Here is a 19,662-nt window from a genome sequence, read left to right as displayed (position 1 = left end):
ATCGCGCCACCCAAAACGCGATGATACATTAAAGTCAATCGGTTAGCATTCCGTTGAGTTCGGCAACAGCCTCGTCCGACAGGTCTTCGCCGCCTGGAAGGCCGGCAAGCGACTCCTCCGAGATTTCCTGCGCCTCATCCACAGCGTCTTCGGCATCGGCAACATTGGTTTCCGCGTCTCCTATGGCGGTTTCCGCGTCGGAGACATCAGTCTCCGCATCACTTACCGCGCTTTTTGCGTCGGCCACCGCATCATTATAGGCATCTTCCGATTCAAATTCCGCCTCTCTCTCTTCCTGCGACAGGCTTTCAAGATCGGCCAGATTCTGTTGTGCATCCATCAGGGATTTTTCGGCATCGGCCAGATCGCTTACAGCATCGCTCAGCGCCGTGTTGGCTTCGGCCAAGGCGTCCTCAGCATCAGCAACATCGGCCAAAGCCTCACGATATTCCGCCAAACGCCCAACCATGCTGTTCGGCGATGCATTTGCAAAAGCCTGAGCACTGGCATGCGCAGCGTTCAATCCTTTGAGTTCTGACGCAATCTTGCCTTGCGAGTTTGGGGCCACTTCCGATTTGGTCGCCTTCGCTACGCTCTTCGACGCAGGGCTTTCGGCCTGGGTTGAGGATTTGGTCTTGGATTTGCCGCCAAACAGGCCCGAGATCGAATCCGCCAACCCCTTGCCTATCCCGTTCCCCTTGCTTTTGCCGTCGCCCAGCCCGGCAAAACCGCTTTTGCCATGACCCTTGGTTCCGCCAAAGCCACCTTTGCTGGTTCCGGAACCGCCTTTTCCAGCGTTTCCACCGCCATGGTCGCCACCTTTACCGCCGCCATTTCCGCCGCCGTTGCCACCACCGTTACCGCCACCATTGCCGCCCTTGGCAAAGGCAGCGTCGGGGGCCATCACACCGGCGGTGAAACCAACCGCACCCGCCAACATGAATGTCGTGGCCGCAATGCGAACGGCTGACTTGAGCTTCATCTCTCTCTCCTCCGACTACCAGTCTCAGCATGTGTTTCTAATCCAAAAGGAACTGTTGTGGATTGCAATCAGAAACATTTCGGAAAATCAGTACTGCGAAACTATGGCAAAAGCGCGCCCAATATCTGCCTCATTTTTGCCCCGGCGGATTCCCGCTTGAAAGGAGTGCACCCGTATTCTTCACATCTGTACGAAGTCAGGTTATGCCTGCGCATTGCTCAGTTCTGAAACGGTGCAGAATCGTCAGGCTGTTTTTGACCAGCACACCGCTGTCCGCCAGTGGCAAGAGCAATCGTCACCCGAAAAACACCAGAAGATGTAATTAATTGAATACGTATAGGAAATGGTGCCCCCACACGGACTCGAACCGCGGACCTACTGATTACAAATCAGTTGCTCTACCAGCTGAGCTATAGGGGCACGCGGTTGAATTACTGAGTTCGATCGTCGACTTCAAGACACTTTTTTCTGTTGCCGAAAAGGATGGGCTTTTAGCCACCTGATGCCCACAACTTTCCGAAGCAAAAATTTTGCCGGTTCTCCAATAACCGAGAGATTCGTTGTTTTCATGACGCGGACAAATGCTTGATTTGACTGTCCTGGCCAAACATGCCACCCGAGGCGAGGAAACTGACGATCGGTCGAAGACGCATGACGCAGCTGGTTTTTCATACGGGGGCTCACGCAACCGATGGCGGACGCCTGATCAAATGCCTGCTACAGAATACCGAGGAATTCGGTCGGCACGGTATCGCCATTCCACGACCTCGAAAGTACCGCAAGCTGTTTCAGACAACCTTTCAGGCACTCAAGAATGTGCCCGTTCAACCAGAGGCAGGCGAAGCAATTCTCGAAACCGTCCTTCAGGGTGAAATGCCCCGGCGCGTACTTTTCTCCGACCCAAACTTCTTTGGCACGGAATGGTCTGCCATTCGCGACGGCCAGTTTTACCCACTGGCCGGGCCGCGGATGACGCAAATTTGCGCTCTGTTCCCCGGATCGCAAATTGATCTGTGCATCGGGCTGAGAAACCCTGCCAGCTTCATTCCCGAAGTCCTGTCTTCCCTTCCCGAGCGCAGGCAGAACGAGATTCGTTCGACTTTCGACCTAAGTCGGTTGTCCTGGTCACAGGTCATCGCGCAGGTCCACGAACAGGCGCCAGAGGTCAATGTCACTGTCTGGTGCAACGAAGATACGCCGCTGATCTGGGGAAAGGTTTTACGTGCCGTGGCGCGTCTGGCGGATAGTGAACCGGTGATTGGTGAGTTCGCAGTTTTGCCAGAAGTACTGTCAGACGAAGGCCTCGCAAGGTTCCACGTTCAACGGTCGCTATCGCCCGACATAAACGACCGTCAAGTCAGCAACTTGATCCGAAGGCATCTGGACGAGTTTGCTGCTCTCGAACAGATCGAGGAAGAGCTCGATCTGCCGGGCTGGACCACCGAGGTGGTCGACGCTTTTACACAACTCTATGACGACGATGTAGGAACCATACAATCGATGCCTGGGGTAACGTTCATCACCCCATAAGCGTTGCGAATCACATCCCCAACGCTTCTTTGTACATTTCCAGAACTGCCTCTTCCTCGGCAATGTCGTCCTTGTCCCGTTTGCGCAGCGCAATCACCTTACGCATGACCTTGGTGTCGTAACCGCGTGCTTTGGCTTCGGCCATCACTTCCTTTTGCTGGTCCGCAATGTCCTTCTTCTCTGCCTCCAGGCGCTCGAAGCGCTCGATGAACTGACGCAACTCCCCTGCTGTCACGCGATAGTTGGAATCGGCCTGTGTTTCGATCATTTCGTCCATCTGCATCACTCCCTCGGGCTGAAATCGGGCAAAATGCGGGATACATCGGCGATGGGCAGGCCGCAAGCGGCCAATGTCTGGATCCGACAAAACCTTGCACCTGCCGCAACGATCCGCTAACCGCGAACCGGTTCGGAACACGAAAACGGGCAAAACATGTTCGACATTATCATTTGGTCTGGCGCCGCCATATCCCTTGCCGGTCTGGTTGGGTTGGTCTGGTGCATTCTGCGTGTCATGAAAGCGCGCAACGCGGGACTTTCGGATGAAGAACTGCGCGCAGCCGTCCAAGGCGTATTGCCCTGGAACCTAGCCTCGCTTTTTCTGTCGGTTCTTGGACTGATGATGGTGATTCTGGGAATATCGCTGGGGTAAACCCAGACTCAGACCGGCATATTGTCGAATCGCGCTTCGATCGCATCCTCACACAACGCAACGTCCAGCCTGCGCAATCGCGAGGGAACACGAATACCTTGCGTCCGCATCTGCCGAACCATCTGGCTGACCGTTGGCTGCATTTCCAAGCGTTTTTCGATACACGCGCCCTTGAGCGTCCTCTCCAATCGTTCAACTTCACGATAAAGTTCTTGTGCAGTCATCTGACTCCTCCCCTATACGTTGAGCCTGACAGAGTTCAGTAACAACCGTAAGAAATTCATGCACCGAACATGGAGTACCTGCGAATTTCCGCCCGTCGTGCCTGTTTTTTCGGCGGGGAAACGCTACTCTGGCAGAGTCTATCATGGTTTGAGGAAATTGCCTTGACCGACATCAAAGCAGCCGGGGAATCGGTGTGAGGAGACGGGGCGGTTGAATCACATTCAAACTTATTTATATGATTAACACATGAAATGCGGAGGATCCGATGACGCCATTCGTAAAAGCCTTCTTTGACGAAGCCACTTTCACGGTGTCTTATCTGGTGCGTGAACCCAAAGGGCGTGCGTGCGCGATCATCGATAGCGTGCTGGATTTTGATCACGCGTCGGGTCGTACCAATACCGCATCGGCGAACGCAATCGTCGACTATGTCAAATCCGAGGATCTCAAGGTCGAGTGGATTTTGGAAAGCCATGTTCATGCCGATCACCTTTCGGCAGCTCCCTATCTGCAAGAAAAACTTGGTGGCAAAATCGGGATCGGGTCAAACATCACCGTTGTTCAGGATACATTCGGCAAAGTTTTCAATGAGGGCACTGAGTTTCAACGGGACGGTAGTCAGTTCGACTCCCTGTTCACAGAGGGCGACAGTTTTCACACCGGGCAGATGCGCGGCGATGTTCTGCACACTCCGGGCCATACGCCCGCCTGCCTGACCTACGTTATCGGTGATGCCGCGTTTGTGGGTGACACGCTTTTCATGCCGGATTTCGGAACCGCACGCTGCGATTTCCCCGGCGGCTCGTCGGCGACTTTGTACAATTCAATCCAAAAAATACTGACACTTCCGGATGATACGCGGATATTTGTCGGACATGATTACAAGGCACCTGGCAGGGATGAATATGCTTGGGAAACAACGGTAGGCGAGCAAAAAGCGCTGAACATTCACATCGGTCAGGGCAAATGTATCGAGGATTTCGTCAAGATGAGAGATGCGCGCGACGCAACCCTTGCAATGCCGCGACTGATCCTGCCGTCGCTGCAAGTCAATATGCGAGCCGGGCAAATGCCGCCCGCTGATGAGCAGGGCGACGTCTTTCTGAAGCTTCCGATCAACAAGATCTGACGAGCTTGCGCAAACAGGGGAACATCAACCTATGGAAACGGACTGGATCTGGGGACTGGTCGGCGGCGTGTTGATCGGCACGGGCGGTGCGGTCTATTTGCTGGCAAACGGCCGGATCATGGGGGCGAGCGGCATCCTTGGCGGGCTGGTGGATGGCAGCGAACGCCGAACAACCCTCGAACGCCTGGCATTCATTCTGGGAGTGATAGTTGCTCCCTTGGCGTTGTGGCCAATGTACACTGTCAAGATCGACACCCATCTAACCAATAGCGTTACAATCGTAATTGCCGCAGGATTGCTAGTGGGCGTCGGCACGCGCATTGCCAACGGTTGCACTTCGGGTCATGGCGTTTGCGGTATATCGCGACTTTCCCTGCGGGGCATCGTGGCCACCGTTTTCTACATCATTGCAGGTGGGCTAACCCTCGTTTTCTTTCGTCACCTGATAGGAGTGATCTGATGCGTTTTGTATTCGCATTGATTGCGGGCGCACTGTTCGGCGCGGGACTGTTCGTGTCCGGCATGACGGACACCACCAAGGTTCAGGGGTGGCTTGACGTTTTCGGCGACTGGGACCCGACCCTGGCTTTTGTGATGGGTGGCGCGCTTATCCCCATGGCCATCGCGTGGCGGATTGCAGCCCACCGCAAGCCAATCCTTGGCGGTGACTTTCCTGCCCCGCCGCAGGTGGAAGTCGATCACCGGCTGGTGACTGGATCGATTATGTTCGGAATGGGGTGGGGTTTGGCTGGCCTGTGCCCCGGGCCAGCGCTGGCCTCAATTACCTATGGCGGGATTGGCGGTGCGATTTTCCTTGCATCAATGATTGCAGGAATGATGGTGGCTCCTAAAGTTGGCGCACAACTGGACAGATTCGCGACCGCCGCATAAGGAAGCTGCATGCAGATTCGACAGATCACCCCCCGCTATTCCGTTTCGCCTCAAATCTCGGTCGAAGATGTTCCGGCGATAGCAGCGGCCGGTTTTTCCAAGGTCATCTGCAACCGCCCAAATATCGAGGTTCCGCCCCAACAGCAGGCCGATGCAATTGGCGCAGCGGTGCGTCAGGCTGGAATGGAGTTCGAGGTTCTCGAACTGACGCATCAGACGATGACGCCGGAAAACGTGGCGCGCCAGATGGAACTGGCGGAAAGTGAGACGGGGCCGGTTCTGGCCTATTGTGCCTCTGGCACAAGATGTTCGGTGGTCTGGGCATTGGGGCAATGCGGTGTGATGGACCCCGATGAGATTCTGGCAAAAACGCAGGAAGCAGGATATCAGCTGGATGGCCTGCGGCCGACACTGCAACAATTGCGTGAAGAAGCCGGACGACGTCGCTGACGTAATAGCTTTCTCAGATTGCCCCTGAAATCCCGTTTCCCGAATTCGGTTCTGTTTTCGCAGGCGTGTTGACCTCCTTTGCAATCCCATCATGCTCGATTGCTGGCGCGTCCAAGTCGGTGCGCGATGCGTTTTCCGCAGCAGGAGAAACGTTGTGCTTCTCGAAAGTGCGGGCCGCAGGAAGAACAGCCCGGTTTTCGGTGCCGGTTTCATTCAGGCGCACCGCGCGCATTCCGTCGCGCTGACCCAACCGGCCTACTGCGACTTTCTTTTGGTCGATCGTCTGCAGCTCAGTCCGGTCAAGGCGCAATCCGTGCAGCGGCAGAAAATCCCCTGCTGTCAGAGACGAAAACACCACAAGCGGCAATCGCAACTGACCAATCACCGCATTCAGATCGGCAACAATGACCTCGGCTGCACGTTCCAGTCGGCCCTCAGTTTCCGCCCCAACGCCATCGACCACAACCTCTTCTTTATCCACTTCCGGCAGAACAAGCTGCACCTTGCCCTGCCGCTTTCCACCGGCGATGTCGACGGTTAGGTCGATGACGCAATAGTTTTCCATTTCCAGCGCCAGAAGTAAGCTGCGCCGGTCAGGCAAAGATGACAGGAATTCAAACCCCGCGACGCGCGCACGTTCAACCGGGGCATCAACCAACCCGACCACCCGCGACAGCGTCCCTTCGATCAGCGGCGCAGACATGGCGGCGTCGGTGCCAGTGTAGGGCCGCGCTTCGGCGTCACCCTTGGAAAGCTGCCCCAACGTTTGCTGCTGAATGATCGATGCGACGCAGTGCCGGTCAAGACAAGCCGCGGCAAGAACTTCAGTCTGCGATGCAAACAGAAGAAACAGGCGTCCTTCTTCAATCGCCTGTGGCAGCGCATCGTGTGAGCACAGGCGCTGTGTGGCACCAATGACCGCCAGCGGCAGCTTTAATAGATCGTCCGCAGATCTGGCCAACGCAAGCCGAATTGCCCGCAAAAGCGAACGAGGTTTGTCATCGACCTGAAAACGACTGTCGAGTTTGCGCGCCAGCGCTGTCTTGGGGTTCTTACCGGTCGCCATTTTCCGGATTCTGTTGCAAGGGACACTTCAGTTTTCTGGTGTATCCCAGCGACGGTTACGAATGTCTTTACCGACGCTGTTACTGCGCAGCCTGTTTGTGGGTCAGCGGCAAACTTACCCGAAACGCGCCGCCCCCCTGCCCGGCAAGATAACTCACTTCGCCGTTCAGGCGCTGCATGATCTCTCGGCAGATCGCCAACCCCAGCCCGGCTCCACCGGCCTTGTCCGACCCGACCCGAGCAAACTTCTCGAACACCATGGCTTGCGCCTGAGCCGGAATACCACTTCCGTTATCCACGAAATCAACCACCACCTGCCCGCCAACATCATGAACCGAAATCGTCAGAACCGGTTCCGCTGCATCGCAATACTTCTGGGCATTGGCGATCAGGTTGATAAAAACCTGTTTCAGCCGGTCCAAGTCCGTATGAAGGTAGATATGTTCAGCACTTCGGTTGCGGCGTACGCGAACAGCTCGCTCCGTTCCAGTAAGCGCCGTAGAAACGGCACGGTCCATGACGTCATGAAGGCTTCCATCGCCCATGTTCAGGTTGACCTGGCCGTTCTCAAGAACGCTTAGGTCCAGCAGGTCATCCAACAACCGGGTCAGCCGCAGCGCTTCGTCATGGATGATCGTCGCATACTTCGCGCGCTCTTGGACGGTGAGGCCCTCCGTATCGCGCATAATTTCAGAAAACGCGCGAATCGAGGTCATAGGGGTGCGCAACTCATGGCTGACCTGGCTCAGGAAGGCATCTTTCTGCAAGGAAATCTGGGTCAGCTTTTCGTTTGCCTCTCGCAGCTTGCGCGCGGTTCTGGTCAACTCGGCCGATTTCGCCTCGAGCTGACTGGAATACTCAAGAAGTTGAGCGGATTCATCGGCCACCGCCAGAAGGTCTTCGACCGAGACGGACGACCCGCCCACAATCTGCCCGATCATGGCATGAGCCGTGGCCGCGCCCACGGAACCGCTCAACTCCCGCTCAAGCCGTTCCAAAAAGGCTGGTGTCGGCTCTGGTAGATAGCCGCGACCGCCCTGACGTTCTGCCTCTGCGTGAAAGAAGTCATGCGCTTCGGAACTGCCAAGTATCCGCTGGGACATGATCATCAGATCCTCGCTTTGCGCCACCGACCCGGTCCACCCACGCGGACCGGCGGAATGTTCGAAGACATTGACGAATTGCGCCCCTTGCAACCTCTCCAAAGGGCTGGGAAAGCTCGCAAGCGATGCCGCGCAAAAGGCTGCAGTGTTCAGCGTCAAAGACCACATCACCGAGTGAACCATCGGATCGATTCCTTCGATCCCGAAGAGGGCGCGGGGTCGCAACCAGCCAAATCCGAACGGCCCTTCGGTCAACAAGCGCTCAGACACGATCCAACCGCTCATATCCGGCAGCAACAGGGTGTAGGTCCACAGAACGAAACCGACGGTCAACCCAATCAGGGCTCCGGTACGGGTCGCTCCGCGCCAGAACAGGCCGCCAACCAGTGCTGGCAGAATCTGGGCGATGCCTGCAAAGGCGATCAGACCGATCGAGGCCAACGCTGCGCCTCCACCGGACATCTGGTGATAGAAGAACCCCAGCGCCATGATGACCGCAATCGAAACCCGGCGCGAAAACAGGACGATGCTGCGAACATCCCCGGACACCGAGGCGCGTACGCCCTGCGCGCTCAGCCAGATCGGCATGACGATATGGTTCGAAACCATTGTCGAAAGCGCCATTGCGGCGACGATGACCATGGATGTTGCGGATGAAAACCCACCGAGGAAGGACAACATCGCCAAAGCATCGTTTCCCTGCGCCAGCGGAATGGTGAGAACGAAAAGATCCGGGTTGGCACCTTCCGGCATCAGGTCCAGCCCAACAACCGCGATCGGCACCACGAACAGGCTCATCAGCAGCAGGTAAAGTGGAAAAGCCCAAGCTGCTACACGCAAGTGTCGTTCGTCATCGTTTTCGACAACCATCACCTGGAACATTCGCGGCAGACACACAAAAGCGGCGGCGGACAGAAAGGTGATCGCGGCCCAGCGCCCGTGGTTGACCTGCCACTGCCCGATTTCCGACGCGTCAATCCGCGCCATGATCGGCCCAATTCCGCCGCCGATCCTCCAGACAACAAAGATGCCGACAGCAAGTAGCGCGATTAGTTTGACGATCGCCTCGATGGCAACTGCGGTCACCACACCATGGTGACGTTCATTTGCATCCAGATTGCGGGTGCCAAACAGAATGGCGAATACGGCCAGACCTGCGGCCACCCAGAACACACTCGATCCTTCGCGATAGATACTGGACGGATCGTTCTCGGCAAAAATGCTGAATGACAGAGTGATCGACTGGAGTTGCAGGGAGATGTAGGGCGTCACGCCCAGAACCGCCAGAATGGTCACGCAGATCGCGAGGGTATTGGATTTGCCGTAACGGGACGAAATCAGGTCGGCAATGGAGGTCACCCGCTGGCTGCGCCCAACGCGAACAAGCTTTCGCAGTCCCCACCACCACCCGACCATGACCAGCGTAGGCCCAAGATAGATGGTGACGAACTCCAGCCCGGAACGCGCCGCATATCCGACCGCGCCATAGAAGGTCCAGGCAGTGCAGTAGATGGACAGGGACAAGGTGTAGACCAAGGGCGAGCGCAGCCAGGTGCTGCGACCCGTAGCGGCCAACCGGTCGGCGGCAAAGGCCACGCCGAACAACAGTACAACATAACCTAGGCACACCAAGATCAACAGGTTGAGCGTCGCCATCAACCTTCGTCTCCGTCCTGGCCCTCTCGCACTGACAATCGCCGCGCCGCAATACCGAAGCCGAAGCTAAGGGCTATCAGTCCCGCCCAACAAAGAAACACATACGAGATCGCGGAAGAGGTCGGCACGGTTTCCGTATCGGAGGTGCCCGATGGCCAGAGCAGCGGAATGGCAAACAGACCAGCACCTAAAATGGGCAGCAGCCGGGCCGCGTCAGACAGCCTGCGTCGGCGATAGCTTTGCCGTTCAAGAAATACCGGTGGCGGCGCCACCGTATTGCCGGATTCGGGCTCGGACCCGCCCGTCATGTCCGAGACGCCTGTGCGTGCAGGTCGCGAACAGCAGTCACCACCTCGGTATTGGAAAATGGTTTGGTCATGAAACGGCTCACCCCAGCTTTTTCCGCCATTTCCCTATCTCGACTTTGACCTCTAGCGGTCAGCATCAGTACCGGCAGATTTTCCAAATCGGCCTCCTCCCGCAGATCACGCAGGATGTCCATGCCGCTTTTGCCGGGCAGCATCACGTCGAGTATCACCAGATCCGGGTTCGCGTTTTTGATGACTTCGACCGCGTCGGAGCCTTCGGCATGGGTTTGTACCTGCCAACCTTCTCGGGTCAGCAAAAAACGGATCGCCTCGGTAATGTTGGGTTCATCCTCTATAAGCAGAACCTTGCGGCTCATTCTTGCGCGTCCTCCCCCGTCTTGCCTTTCGGCGGCAATGCCGCTCATTGTGTATAAACAGACTATCCCTGCGTTCACCGAACTGTCAAAAACCTTCGCTCAAAATCGAAGGTTCGCGACGGGCGTTACAGGTCGGGTGTGGGCAAACTCTGCAACTGCTCCCGACCGGCAATGTCTCGCTGGTTTGGTGCTCCGAGCGATCCCGGGACAGGATCAGCATAACCGAATGATACACCGGGTCTTGACCGAAAGCCGTTATTTCCCGCGGCCAGGCGACAGCAAAACACTCGAATTCAGCTGCCGTCCGGCCGAGTTGTGACACCCTGCGGTGCACTGGGACCAACGGTCGATTCAAAGCAACAAACAAAGGCCAGAGCGGACAGGATTCCCCGTGGCGTGGCAAGGCGAAGCCGGACACCGGTTTGCGAAACAGGATGCTACCCGAGGCGTCGCAGATCACCAGCCCTGTGGGCCTGGGCAATACATCCTCTGGTAAGCACCCCAACCTCCTGAGAACCGTTGGCAGATCAGTATCGAAGCGGCGCATCAGAGCAAGTGGATCGGGATCACCTGCCTCCAAAGCCTGACGTAGTTCGTCGAGCGGCATGGCCAGGGCGTCGGCGGCATAAGTTCTCAGCATGTCACGCCCGATCGCTCGAGCTGCTCCGGACGGCAATGCATCAAGCGCGACATCACTCACCTCCCCGCCTGTCTCGATTACCGGAAAATGATGACCGTTCTCGACGAAAAAGGCTTCAACCTGTTCCAGCGGAACGCCCCGGTGATCCTCGGACGATTCGCTTTCGTCTAGGTAGTTGACCAACGCCTTGGAGCTGCCAGCGAGGCGTTCGGCGTCCTGATTGAGGTTTTTGTGGAAGCGATCGCGCCATTCCGCCTCCAACTCGCCGGGCTCAGCTAGAATGGCCGCTGTCGATCTAATTGCGGCCGCGGTCGAGAGAACCTCGTGCAATGACGCAGCAAGCCGAGGATCGTGTGTCAACCGATCAGACAATGTCTCGACGGTGCGCTCAAGAGATTTGATCCGCCTGTGCATCTGAGACATGACGCTGGCCCAGCCGGGAAAACGCCCGGCAAACTCATCTGCGCGATCTGTCTCGGCCTTTTGGTTCACTGCATCCGCTGCCGCTTCGCGCAGAGCCGCTATCAACGCAGCCTCGGCGCCTTCAGTCAACATCGATGGCTCCACGCCCAGAACCGAAGCAATATTAACCAAGAGCTTTCCGCCGATTCTGCGCCGGTTGTGCTCGATCAAGTTGAGATAAGAAGCTGAAATCCCCACATCGCGGGCCAGCTCGGCTTGGCGCAGGCCAACAATCTGCCGTCGCTCGCGAATTCGGCTGCCAGTCAAAGTGTCCCGGGCCATTGGTTATTGCTTTCCTTTATTGCGCATTTTCAACGGCTTTCTGCAACGCGACATAAGATACTTTACAAGTATCACGCATATTGTGTTGATATATTTTCAGAATTATGCAGCAATAAAAAGGGTTTATTGCGTGATTTTCCATATTGCCTCCATACTCGCTTTGCACATACCGTGCCCGCGCCCTGCGGAAGAGGAGCCAAGGGGCGCATACAGGGAAATGGGAGGAATGAATGTCCAATAAATCCGTTACGCGTCGTGGCGTGCTGAAATCGGGTGCCGTTGCCGGTGCCGGTGTCGCCCTGCCGACGATCTTTACCGCGTCGTCCGCATCAGCATTCACGAATGAACCGACCGGCGGAACCGTGACGCTTGGTTTTAACGTGCCGCAAACCGGTCCTTACGCCGACGAAGGTAATGACGAGCTTTTGGCACAACAGCTTGCCGTCGAACATCTGAATGGCGAAGGAGACGGCGGATGTCTTAATACCTTCACGTCGAAGGCGCTGCAGGGCAACGGCATCCTTGGCAAGAAAGTCGCATTCGTTACCGGTGATACCCAGACCAAATCGGATGCCGCGCGTGCTTCGGCCAAGTCGATGATTGAAAAGGACGGAGCCATCATGATCAACGGCGGATCGTCCTCGGGCGTGGCCGTCGCTGTGCAGGGCCTGTGTCAGGACGCCGGCGTCATGTTCATGGCTGGTCTGACCCACTCAAACGATACTACCGGCAAGGACCGCAAGAAGAACGGCTTCCGTCACTTCTTCAACGCCTATATGTCCGGTGCGGCGCTCGCACCTGTGCTGGCAAAAGAATACGGCGCCGACCGCCGCGCCTATCACCTGACTGCCGACTACACCTGGGGCTGGACCCAGCAGGAATCGATTGCAGCCGCAACCGAAGCGATGGGCTGGGAAACCGTCAACAACGTGCTAACCCCGCTGGCGGCAACGGACTTTTCGTCCTATATCGCGCCGGTTCTGAATTCGGGCGCGGACGTACTTGTTCTGAATCATTATGGCGGCAACATGGTCAACTCGCTGACCAACGCCATCCAGTTCGGCCTGCTTGACAAAATTGCCAACGGCAAGGATTTCAAGATCGTTGTTCCGCTGTATTCGGAACTGATGGCCGCAGGTGCTGGCGACAACATCAAAGGCGTTCTGGGTTCGATGAACTACAACTGGCAGCTGGACAACGAAGGTTCGAAGGCGTTTGTCAAGTCGTTCGGTGAAAAGTACGGCAAACCGCCGTCCAACTCGGCGCAGACCTGTTATGCGCAGGTTCTTCTCTATGCTGATGCCTGCGAACGCGCCGGAACATTCAACCCCTGTGGCGTGGGCGAAGCGCTCGAAGGCTTCGAGTTCGACGGGCTGGGCAACGGGAAGACGCTGTATCGTGCCGAAGACCACCAGTGCTTCAAGGACGTTCTGGTCGTGCGCGGAGCGGCAAACCCCTCCAACGCCTACGACACGCTGGAAATCGTTGAAATCACACCGGTCGATCAAGTCACCTATGCACCGGACCATCCGATGTTTGGTGGTGCCGAGGCAACTCTGGGCGAGTGCAACGACGGCGCATAAGCGACTTTCTACCCGGACCCTGAAACAGGGTCCGGGTTTCGCGCCCTTTTCAAATTCGGACGCGCCCTGACGCCCCCTGAAACGGATGGGTGAAAGCGGCAAGACCCAAACGACGGTGGGTAACGATGGACGCATTCCTTCTGCAAATTCTCAATGGGCTGGACAAGGGATCGGCATATGCTCTGATCGCTCTGGGCCTTACGCTGATCTTCGGCACGCTGGGGGTCGTAAATTTCGCACATGGCGCGTTGTTCATGATCGGCGCCTTCTGTGCTGTTACCTTGCAAAGGCTGCTGGGCCTGTCCTATGAAATGGTCGACGAGACCCAAAAGGACTTCTTGGGCAATCCTCTCAAGGTCAAGGTCCCTTATGTCGAGGGCTGGTTCGGCCCGGAGGTTGGCGCGTCGATCATCGACTGGTCCGTTCCCCTGGCCGTGCTGTTCACGATCCCGATCATGCTGTTTGTCGGCTACGCCATGGAGCGGGGCTTGATCAAACACTTCTACAAGCGCCCCCATGCCGATCAGATACTTGTGACATTCGGTCTGGCCATCGTCCTGCAGGAGATCATCAAGTATTTCTTCGGCGCTAATCCGATCCAGACACCGCCGCCCGATGCGTTGCGCGGCTCGCTGGATCTTGGTGTGATGATCGGGTTCGATCCTAACGCCATCATCTACCCGATCTGGCGGCTGATCTATTTCTGCTTCGCTGCACTGATCATCGCCGGGGTCTTCTGTTTTCTTCAGTTCACTACATTCGGCATGGTCGTCCGGGCCGGTATGGCAGACCGTGAAACCGTCGGATTGCTGGGCATCAACATCGACCGGCGGTTCACGATTATGTTTGGCGTCGCCGCCGCCGTCGCAGGACTGGCCGGGGTAATGTACGGGCCACTCAATCCACCGAACTACCACATGGGCATGGATTTTCTGGTGCTCAGCTTCGTTGTGGTCGTGGTCGGTGGCATGGGATCGCTGCCAGGCGCCGTATTGGCCGGGTTCCTGCTGGGCATTCTGGAAAGCTTTGCGTCGACCACCTGGGCCACCACCACGATACCCGGCATCAACCAGATCATCATCTATCTGGTCGCAATCATAATTCTGCTCACCCGTCCGCGGGGTCTGATGGGCCGCAAAGGCGTGATGGAGGACTAAACCATGCTGGGTCTGGACAAGAAAGATACCACCCTTCTGATCATCGTGGCCATCCTCGCTTTGTTTGCGCCACTGATCCTGAACCCCTTCCCGTCTGGCAGCGCCATGGCGCAGTTCAACGCGGGTTACCCGGACTTGATGCAGCGGTTCGTCATCTTCGGCATCTTCGCAATTGGTTTCAACATCCTGTTTGGACTGACCGGATATTTGTCGTTTGGGCACGCCGCGTTCCTGGGTATCGGATCCTATTCGGCAGTGTGGGTATTCAAGCTGTTCACCTATAACGTGGTTCCGGCAATCGCGTTGAGTGTGATCATCGCGGGGCTGTTCTCGCTGCTGATCGGCTTTGTCAGCCTGCGCCGGTCTGGGATCTATTTCTCGATCCTGACGCTGGCCTTTGCACAGATGAGTTTTGCGCTGGCCTATTCGGTTCTGTCGAACCCGAAGTTCAACCTGACCAATGGCGAAACCGGACTGCAGGTCTATGCCAACGACCCTCAGATGTTCCACCGCGACAGCCTGCCTGATGTCCCGCATTTTTTTGGTATCGCAATGCGCGACAGCTTCTGGGAGCCGAGCGTTGGAGGTTGGACCTTTACGTTCAACAATGGCTACTACCTTTGCGCCGTCATCATGATCATTGTCTTCTATCTGGCAATCCGCATCTTCCGTTCGCCCTTCGGCATCATGTTGCGTGCCGTGAAATCCAACCAGCAGCGGATGAACTATACCGGGCTGAACTCGCGCCCCTATACACTGGCGGCATTCGTGATCTCGGGAATGTATGCCGGTCTGGCCGGCGGCCTGATGGCGGCGATGGACCCACTGGCCGGCGCCGAGCGGATGCAATGGACCGCCTCGGGCGAGGTGGTGCTGATGACCATTCTCGGCGGCACCGGCACCCTGATCGGTCCGGTTCTGGGCGCAGGTTTCATCAAGTATTTCGAGAACATCTTTTCGAAGATCAACGACAACATTCTGCACGGCTGGTTCAGCTTTCTGCCGGACGGAATGGAGGATTTCATGGTCTTCATCGTACATCCTTTCATTGGCAAGGGTTGGCACCTGACACTGGGCATCCTGTTCATGCTTGTGGTTATCTTCCTGCCGGGTGGCCTCGTCGAAGGCGGTCAACGTTTGTTGAACTGGGTGCGCGGCAAGCGCTCGGGGTCTGACGACAAGACCGCACGCAAGACCGAACCCGCGGAATAAGGAGACAGAAAGATGGGTATTCTCGAAGTCAAGAACGTGGGCAAACGGTTCGGCGGCCTTCAGGCGCTGAGCGACGTGAACCTCAGTGTCAAGGAAAACACCGTCCACGCGATCATCGGGCCGAACGGAGCCGGAAAATCGACCCTGCTAAACTGCCTGGTCGGCAAGCTGATCCCGGACACAGGATCGGTCATGTTCGATGGCCAATCGGTCTTGGGTCGGGCGCCGTTCGAAATCAACCAGATGGGCATCAGCCGCGTGTTTCAGACACCCGAGATCTTTGGCGATCTTTCGGTGATGGAGAACATGCTGATCCCGATCTTCGCCATGCGCGACGGAGCCTTCCGCCTGCACGCTTATGAAACTGTCGCTAACGAGCGTGAGGTCATCAAGCAGGCCGAAGAGATGCTGGAAGAAATGGGCATGGCCGACAAGCGCCACATGCACTCGGCCTCGCTGTCGCGCGGTGACAAGCGCAGACTGGAAATCGCCATGTGCCTCAGTCAGAAACCGCGGCTGCTGTTGCTGGACGAACCCACCGCCGGGATGGCGCGTGCCGACACCAACAACACCATCGACCTGCTCAAGCAAATCAAGGACGAGCGCGACATCACCATCGCCATTATTGAACACGACATGCATGTGGTTTTTAGCCTGGCCGACCGGATTACCGTTCTGGCACAGGGCACACCATTGGTCGAGGACGACCCGCAGAACATCCGTGGCAACCCCAAGGTACGCGAAGCCTATCTGGGCGAGTCGGCGTAAGGAGGATCAGATATGAACGTCAAACCCGATTTCTCCAAAAACGCCAACGTGGCGCAGACAGCCCCGGCATTTCTGTCGGTCTGGGACATGCACTCGTACTACGGCGAAAGCTATATCGTTCAGGGCGTCAGCTTTAACGTTCACGAAGGTGAAATTCTTGCGCTGCTGGGCCGGAACGGCGCTGGCAAGACGTCAACTTTGCGCTCGATCGCGCGTGTCGGCGATCCCGAAGTTCGCCATGGCGAGATCTGGTTGGATCACAAGCCGCTGCATCGGATGACCAGCTATGAGGCCGCAGCCGCCGGTTTGGGACTTGTGCCCGAAGACCGTCGTATCATTCCTGGCCTCACGGTCGAGGAAAACCTGCAACTGGCCCAGATCGCCCCTCCAATCGGCTGGTCTCTGGATCGCCTGTATGAACTGTTCCCCCGTCTCGGCGAACGCCGCAAACAGGAAGGCGTAACCCTGTCCGGTGGTGAACAGCAAATGCTGGCGATCGCCCGCGCTCTTGCCCGAGACATCAAAGTGCTGCTTCTAGATGAACCCTATGAAGGGTTAGCCCCAGTGATCGTAGACGAGATCGAAAAGACACTCATCCACATCAAGGAACAGGGCATGACCACCATCATCGTCGAACAGAACGCTGTCCGCGCGCTGGAACTGGCCGACCGGGCCGTCATTCTCGACACCGGTGGGATCGTATTCGACGGCACCGCGTCAGAAGTTCTGGAGAACGAGGAACTGCGTGCCGAATATCTGGCTATCTGATCAATTCTCCCCGTCGCATGGCCGGTTGGCCGTGTGGACCAACTTGGGTGCCGGTTCACATTGAGCCGGCATTTTTTTACTTTAAAGCGCGCCTTGTTTTTGAGGGGTTTTTATTAATTTGACTTCGCCATCTGCTCCAAAAGCTTGCGCAGCTCGGTTTTCAGGACTTTGCCATAATTGTTCTTGGGCAGTTCGCTGAGAGAGTAATAGGCCTTCGGCCGCTTGAACCGCGCGATGTTGTCACGGCATAGAAGGTCCAACTCGTCCGGATGAGCATCGCCAACGATGAAGGCGACAACTTCTTCGCCCCAATCCGGATGCGACCGTCCGACCACCGACGCTTCGGAGACCTTGGGGTGAGACAGCATCACTTCTTCGACCTCTCTTGGATAGACGTTCGAGCCGCCCGAAATGATCAGGTCCTTGGATCGATCCTGAAGCGTGACATACCCGTCTTCGTCCATGTAACCCATGTCGCCGGTTAGCAGCCAACCATTCACGAGCGTCTTTGCCGTGGCCTCGGGGTTTTGCCAATAACCCGGCATAACAACATCGCCGCGAACCATGATCTCGCCATGACTTCCAGGCGGCAGCGCATTGCCATCCGCATCGCCGATGCATACTTCGACAGTCGATTGCGCACGCCCGACGCTGGCCAGCCGTTCTTTCCAACGGAAATGGGTACGGTCCGTCACGTTGTCCCGCGACAGCGCGGTGATCCCCATCGGGCATTCCCCCTGACCGTAGATCTGTACGAAGACCGGCCCGAAATGCGCGACAGCTTCAGTGATGTCGGCCAGATACATAGGCCCGCCCGCATAGACGATGGTTCGTAGTCCGGTTCCTGTTTCCCCCATGCTTTTCGCGACGTCGGTCATGCGTTTGACCATCGTCGGCGCGGCAAACAACTGGATTCGATCAAAATGACGGGCGAGGTCAAAGATTTCCGCCTCATCAAACCCGCCTGATCCGGGGCAAACGTGGCGCGCGCCGGCAAGCACATGCACCATGCTGTAAAGACCCGCGCCATGACTCATCGGGGCGGCATAGAGGATGGCATCTTTCCCTGAAACCTTGTCGACATCGGCCCTGTAGGTCAGCGAAACGGCCATCAGCATGCGGTGCGTGATCATCACCCCCTTGGGCTTACCTGTGGTTCCCGAGGTGTAAAACAACCAGGCCAAATCATGCGGCGAGCGATGTGCCACCTCGGCAATCGGCTCGTGTTCCATCGCCGATGAATAATCCGCACTGGAAATATCGATGACACGGCCTTGCACATCTGCCTCCAGCAAAGCCTCGGTCAGACCGGGAGAGGTGAACGTAATGCCGGTACCGGAATTTCCCAGGATATAAGCCACCTCACGCCCATGCAGTTTGGCATTGACCGGCACGGCCGCCGCACCGGCATACCAGATCGCGTATTTGGCAATCAGGTAGTCCGGACAATTCTTCATAAAGATCGCAACCCGGTCGCCAGGCCTGATCCCCTGACTCAGCAACCAGCCCGCCAATCGTGCTGCGCGGTCATGAAACTCCTGATAGCTGGCCACCCTGTCCCGCCCCAGATAAAGTGCTGGCCGCGATCCGCTAATTTGTGCCTGGCGTGCAAGCCAAAGACCAATATTCATTCCCACCCTCCCACAACATCACCGAACCCGAAGGCGATCGGCTGCGGTGTTTTCGCCGTGATCTCGCCGCTTGCCCATTCCGATAGTTGCAAAATCCTAGTCATCCAAACCTTTTCGCTTCAATTCCGTAGAAATACCCGTCACCATGAATACATGAGCGACGCCGCCTTTGAATATGCCCCGATCGGCCTGGTCGAATTGGAAAACCGGGTCATCCGGCGCTGCAATCTGCAGTTTGCCCGCATGTTTGGCGGTGGGGAAGAACAATATCGTAACATGCCACTGCTGCACCTGTATCCGTCGGTTGCCGATTGGGAAAGGATCGGCGCACGTGGCCTGCAGGTGATGAAGGAAACCGGTTATTATACTGACGAACGTGTCATGCGTAGGCGCAATGGCGATCTGTTCTGGTGCCGCGCACGTGGTCGCTCGTTGACCCCGGATGATCCTTTCCGTCACAGTATCTGGAGTTTTTCTGACATATCCGAAGAGCGCCCGATCGTGGAATTAACCACCCGAGAGCGCGAAGTTGCGATCCTGTCCTGCCGTGGCCTGTCCGCCAAGGAAATTGGCGCTGAACTTGGACTCAGCTATCGCACTATCGAGGCGCACCGAGCGCGACTTTTGGAGAAATTTGGTGCGCGCAAGTTGCCGGAACTGGTCGCGAAGATGTCTGGCATGCCTCTTTGAGGCCCTCGGCCACTGGTATTCTTTGAGGTTTTCCCCCATCTATCGGCCCATACGGCGCTTTTCATGGCTGATTTCATGGCCTATAACGCCGGGTAATTTAC

General features: G+C 56.8%; 21 protein-coding genes and 1 tRNA gene. 12 read left to right on the top strand and 10 right to left on the bottom strand.

What is annotated here, in order from left to right; all coding sequences use genetic code 11:
• Nucleotides 1-34: 34 nt before the first annotated feature.
• Both ACR0LZ_RS07325 and ACR0LZ_RS07320 read right to left on the bottom strand, forming a co-directional pair.
• A complete protein-coding gene (locus tag ACR0LZ_RS07325) occupies nt 35-982 on the bottom strand; it encodes an RNA polymerase sigma factor (protein ID WP_480749136.1) in 948 nt (315 codons plus the stop codon).
• A gap of 344 nt (nt 983-1,326) precedes the next feature.
• Nucleotides 1,327-1,402, bottom strand: a tRNA-Thr gene (locus ACR0LZ_RS07320).
• A 231-nt stretch (nt 1,403-1,633) separates the two neighbouring features.
• On the opposite strand from ACR0LZ_RS07320, the gene ACR0LZ_RS07315 reads away from it, so the two are divergent.
• Nucleotides 1,634-2,512: a hypothetical protein gene (locus ACR0LZ_RS07315; RefSeq protein WP_480749135.1), complete on the top strand. Its 879-nt coding sequence runs from the start codon at nt 1,634-1,636 to the stop codon at nt 2,510-2,512.
• A gap of 10 nt (nt 2,513-2,522) precedes the next feature.
• On the opposite strand, the gene ACR0LZ_RS07310 is transcribed toward ACR0LZ_RS07315, so the two are convergent.
• Complete coding sequence (locus tag ACR0LZ_RS07310; protein WP_480749333.1) at nt 2,523-2,780, bottom strand: DUF2312 domain-containing protein; 258 nt, start codon at nt 2,778-2,780, stop codon at nt 2,523-2,525.
• 165 nt (nt 2,781-2,945) lie between these two features.
• On the opposite strand from ACR0LZ_RS07310, the gene ACR0LZ_RS07305 reads away from it, so the two are divergent.
• On the top strand, nt 2,946-3,164 hold the full coding sequence (locus tag ACR0LZ_RS07305) for a hypothetical protein (protein ID WP_480749134.1): 219 nt from the start codon (nt 2,946-2,948) through the stop codon (nt 3,162-3,164).
• An 8-nt stretch (nt 3,165-3,172) separates the two neighbouring features.
• Here ACR0LZ_RS07305 and ACR0LZ_RS07300 read toward each other — a convergent pair whose 3' ends face one another.
• Entirely contained in the window at nt 3,173-3,388 is a 216-nt protein-coding gene (locus ACR0LZ_RS07300) for a hypothetical protein (protein ID WP_480749133.1), read from the bottom strand.
• A gap of 266 nt (nt 3,389-3,654) precedes the next feature.
• Here ACR0LZ_RS07300 and ACR0LZ_RS07295 point away from each other — a divergent pair, with 266 nt between their 5' ends.
• The 4 genes from ACR0LZ_RS07295 to ACR0LZ_RS07280 are packed head-to-tail and all read left to right on the top strand — an operon-like array spanning nt 3,655 to nt 5,859.
• Nucleotides 3,655-4,518, top strand: a complete 864-nt coding sequence (locus tag ACR0LZ_RS07295) for an MBL fold metallo-hydrolase (protein WP_480749132.1) — start codon at nt 3,655-3,657, stop codon at nt 4,516-4,518.
• 31 nt (nt 4,519-4,549) lie between these two features.
• Nucleotides 4,550-4,978 carry a YeeE/YedE family protein gene (locus ACR0LZ_RS07290; protein WP_480749131.1) on the top strand — a complete coding sequence of 143 codons (429 nt, stop codon included), beginning with the start codon at nt 4,550-4,552 and terminating at the stop codon, nt 4,976-4,978.
• Nucleotides 4,978-5,409 carry a DUF6691 family protein gene (locus ACR0LZ_RS07285; protein ID WP_480749130.1) on the top strand — a complete coding sequence of 144 codons (432 nt, stop codon included), beginning with the start codon at nt 4,978-4,980 and terminating at the stop codon, nt 5,407-5,409. Before ACR0LZ_RS07290 ends, ACR0LZ_RS07285 begins: the two co-directional genes overlap by 1 nt.
• A gap of 9 nt (nt 5,410-5,418) precedes the next feature.
• Nucleotides 5,419-5,859: a protein tyrosine phosphatase family protein gene (locus ACR0LZ_RS07280; RefSeq protein WP_480749128.1), complete on the top strand. Its 441-nt coding sequence runs from the start codon at nt 5,419-5,421 to the stop codon at nt 5,857-5,859.
• 13 nt (nt 5,860-5,872) lie between these two features.
• Here ACR0LZ_RS07280 and ACR0LZ_RS07275 read toward each other — a convergent pair whose 3' ends face one another.
• The 5 genes from ACR0LZ_RS07275 to ACR0LZ_RS07255 form a co-directional block, all read right to left on the bottom strand.
• Nucleotides 5,873-6,925 (bottom strand): FliM/FliN family flagellar motor C-terminal domain-containing protein, encoded by a 1,053-nt coding sequence (locus ACR0LZ_RS07275; protein WP_480749127.1) that lies wholly within the window; start codon nt 6,923-6,925, stop codon nt 5,873-5,875.
• 79 nt (nt 6,926-7,004) lie between these two features.
• Nucleotides 7,005-9,683 (bottom strand): ATP-binding protein, encoded by a 2,679-nt coding sequence (locus tag ACR0LZ_RS07270; protein WP_480749126.1) that lies wholly within the window; start codon nt 9,681-9,683, stop codon nt 7,005-7,007.
• Nucleotides 9,683-9,991 (bottom strand): hypothetical protein, encoded by a 309-nt coding sequence (locus tag ACR0LZ_RS07265; protein ID WP_480749125.1) that lies wholly within the window; start codon nt 9,989-9,991, stop codon nt 9,683-9,685. Before ACR0LZ_RS07265 ends, ACR0LZ_RS07270 begins: the two co-directional genes overlap by 1 nt.
• Complete coding sequence (locus ACR0LZ_RS07260) at nt 9,988-10,368, bottom strand: response regulator transcription factor (RefSeq protein WP_480749124.1); 381 nt, start codon at nt 10,366-10,368, stop codon at nt 9,988-9,990. The genes ACR0LZ_RS07265 and ACR0LZ_RS07260 overlap by 4 nt, the downstream gene beginning before the upstream one ends.
• Nucleotides 10,369-10,453: 85 nt before the next feature.
• Nucleotides 10,454-11,752: a helix-turn-helix domain-containing protein gene (locus tag ACR0LZ_RS07255; protein ID WP_480749123.1), complete on the bottom strand. Its 1,299-nt coding sequence runs from the start codon at nt 11,750-11,752 to the stop codon at nt 10,454-10,456.
• Nucleotides 11,753-11,982: 230 nt separating this feature from the next.
• Here ACR0LZ_RS07255 and ACR0LZ_RS07250 point away from each other — a divergent pair, with 230 nt between their 5' ends.
• From ACR0LZ_RS07250 to ACR0LZ_RS07230, 5 genes are all read left to right on the top strand, one after another.
• The gene (locus ACR0LZ_RS07250; RefSeq protein ID WP_480749122.1) at nt 11,983-13,335 is read left to right on the top strand and encodes a substrate-binding protein; all 1,353 of its coding nucleotides are present in this window, start codon (nt 11,983-11,985) and stop codon (nt 13,333-13,335) included.
• 125 nt (nt 13,336-13,460) lie between these two features.
• Nucleotides 13,461-14,492, top strand: coding sequence for a branched-chain amino acid ABC transporter permease (locus ACR0LZ_RS07245; RefSeq protein ID WP_480749121.1), 1,032 nt, complete (start codon nt 13,461-13,463; stop codon nt 14,490-14,492).
• Between the two features lie 3 nt (nt 14,493-14,495).
• Nucleotides 14,496-15,704 carry a branched-chain amino acid ABC transporter permease gene (locus ACR0LZ_RS07240; RefSeq protein WP_480749120.1) on the top strand — a complete coding sequence of 403 codons (1,209 nt, stop codon included), beginning with the start codon at nt 14,496-14,498 and terminating at the stop codon, nt 15,702-15,704.
• A 12-nt stretch (nt 15,705-15,716) separates the two neighbouring features.
• Nucleotides 15,717-16,472 carry an ABC transporter ATP-binding protein gene (locus ACR0LZ_RS07235; RefSeq protein WP_480749118.1) on the top strand — a complete coding sequence of 252 codons (756 nt, stop codon included), beginning with the start codon at nt 15,717-15,719 and terminating at the stop codon, nt 16,470-16,472.
• Between the two features lie 12 nt (nt 16,473-16,484).
• A complete protein-coding gene (locus ACR0LZ_RS07230; RefSeq protein ID WP_480749117.1) occupies nt 16,485-17,240 on the top strand; it encodes an ABC transporter ATP-binding protein in 756 nt (251 codons plus the stop codon).
• 113 nt (nt 17,241-17,353) lie between these two features.
• Here the strand turns inward: ACR0LZ_RS07230 and ACR0LZ_RS07225 are convergent, their stop codons facing one another.
• Entirely contained in the window at nt 17,354-18,871 is a 1,518-nt protein-coding gene (locus ACR0LZ_RS07225; RefSeq protein ID WP_480749116.1) for a class I adenylate-forming enzyme family protein, read from the bottom strand.
• Nucleotides 18,872-19,024: 153 nt separating this feature from the next.
• Between ACR0LZ_RS07225 and ACR0LZ_RS07220 the strand changes: the two genes are divergently transcribed.
• Nucleotides 19,025-19,561, top strand: a complete 537-nt coding sequence (locus tag ACR0LZ_RS07220; RefSeq protein WP_480749115.1) for a LuxR C-terminal-related transcriptional regulator — start codon at nt 19,025-19,027, stop codon at nt 19,559-19,561.
• Nucleotides 19,562-19,662: the final 101 nt, after the last annotated feature.

The sequence above is a fragment of the Ruegeria sp. CI1 genome (assembly GCF_056536925.1).
This window is presented reverse-complemented; position numbering and strand designations above follow the sequence as displayed.

Bases quoted from the DNA above. Each gene is read 5' to 3' on its own strand.
- ACR0LZ_RS07250 (WP_480749122.1), top strand. From the start codon at position 11,983: ATGTCCAATAAATCCGTTACGCGTCGTGGCGTGCTGAAATCGGGTGCC.
- ACR0LZ_RS07260 (WP_480749124.1), bottom strand. From the start codon at position 10,368: ATGAGCCGCAAGGTTCTGCTTATAGAGGATGAACCCAACATTACCGAG.
- ACR0LZ_RS07325 (WP_480749136.1), bottom strand. From the start codon at position 982: ATGAAGCTCAAGTCAGCCGTTCGCATTGCGGCCACGACATTCATGTTG.
- ACR0LZ_RS07225 (WP_480749116.1), bottom strand. From the start codon at position 18,871: ATGAATATTGGTCTTTGGCTTGCACGCCAGGCACAAATTAGCGGATCG.
- ACR0LZ_RS07255 (WP_480749123.1), bottom strand. From the start codon at position 11,752: ATGGCCCGGGACACTTTGACTGGCAGCCGAATTCGCGAGCGACGGCAG.
- ACR0LZ_RS07220 (WP_480749115.1), top strand. From the start codon at position 19,025: ATGAGCGACGCCGCCTTTGAATATGCCCCGATCGGCCTGGTCGAATTG.
- ACR0LZ_RS07240 (WP_480749120.1), top strand. From the start codon at position 14,496: ATGCTGGGTCTGGACAAGAAAGATACCACCCTTCTGATCATCGTGGCC.
- ACR0LZ_RS07285 (WP_480749130.1), top strand. From the start codon at position 4,978: ATGCGTTTTGTATTCGCATTGATTGCGGGCGCACTGTTCGGCGCGGGA.
- ACR0LZ_RS07310 (WP_480749333.1), bottom strand. From the start codon at position 2,780: ATGATCGAAACACAGGCCGATTCCAACTATCGCGTGACAGCAGGGGAG.
- ACR0LZ_RS07280 (WP_480749128.1), top strand. From the start codon at position 5,419: ATGCAGATTCGACAGATCACCCCCCGCTATTCCGTTTCGCCTCAAATC.
- ACR0LZ_RS07290 (WP_480749131.1), top strand. From the start codon at position 4,550: ATGGAAACGGACTGGATCTGGGGACTGGTCGGCGGCGTGTTGATCGGC.
- ACR0LZ_RS07315 (WP_480749135.1), top strand. From the start codon at position 1,634: ATGACGCAGCTGGTTTTTCATACGGGGGCTCACGCAACCGATGGCGGA.
- ACR0LZ_RS07295 (WP_480749132.1), top strand. From the start codon at position 3,655: ATGACGCCATTCGTAAAAGCCTTCTTTGACGAAGCCACTTTCACGGTG.
- ACR0LZ_RS07230 (WP_480749117.1), top strand. From the start codon at position 16,485: ATGAACGTCAAACCCGATTTCTCCAAAAACGCCAACGTGGCGCAGACA.
- ACR0LZ_RS07245 (WP_480749121.1), top strand. From the start codon at position 13,461: ATGGACGCATTCCTTCTGCAAATTCTCAATGGGCTGGACAAGGGATCG.
- ACR0LZ_RS07235 (WP_480749118.1), top strand. From the start codon at position 15,717: ATGGGTATTCTCGAAGTCAAGAACGTGGGCAAACGGTTCGGCGGCCTT.
- ACR0LZ_RS07270 (WP_480749126.1), bottom strand. From the start codon at position 9,683: ATGGCGACGCTCAACCTGTTGATCTTGGTGTGCCTAGGTTATGTTGTA.
- ACR0LZ_RS07300 (WP_480749133.1), bottom strand. From the start codon at position 3,388: ATGACTGCACAAGAACTTTATCGTGAAGTTGAACGATTGGAGAGGACG.
- ACR0LZ_RS07265 (WP_480749125.1), bottom strand. From the start codon at position 9,991: ATGACGGGCGGGTCCGAGCCCGAATCCGGCAATACGGTGGCGCCGCCA.
- ACR0LZ_RS07305 (WP_480749134.1), top strand. From the start codon at position 2,946: ATGTTCGACATTATCATTTGGTCTGGCGCCGCCATATCCCTTGCCGGT.
- ACR0LZ_RS07275 (WP_480749127.1), bottom strand. From the start codon at position 6,925: ATGGCGACCGGTAAGAACCCCAAGACAGCGCTGGCGCGCAAACTCGAC.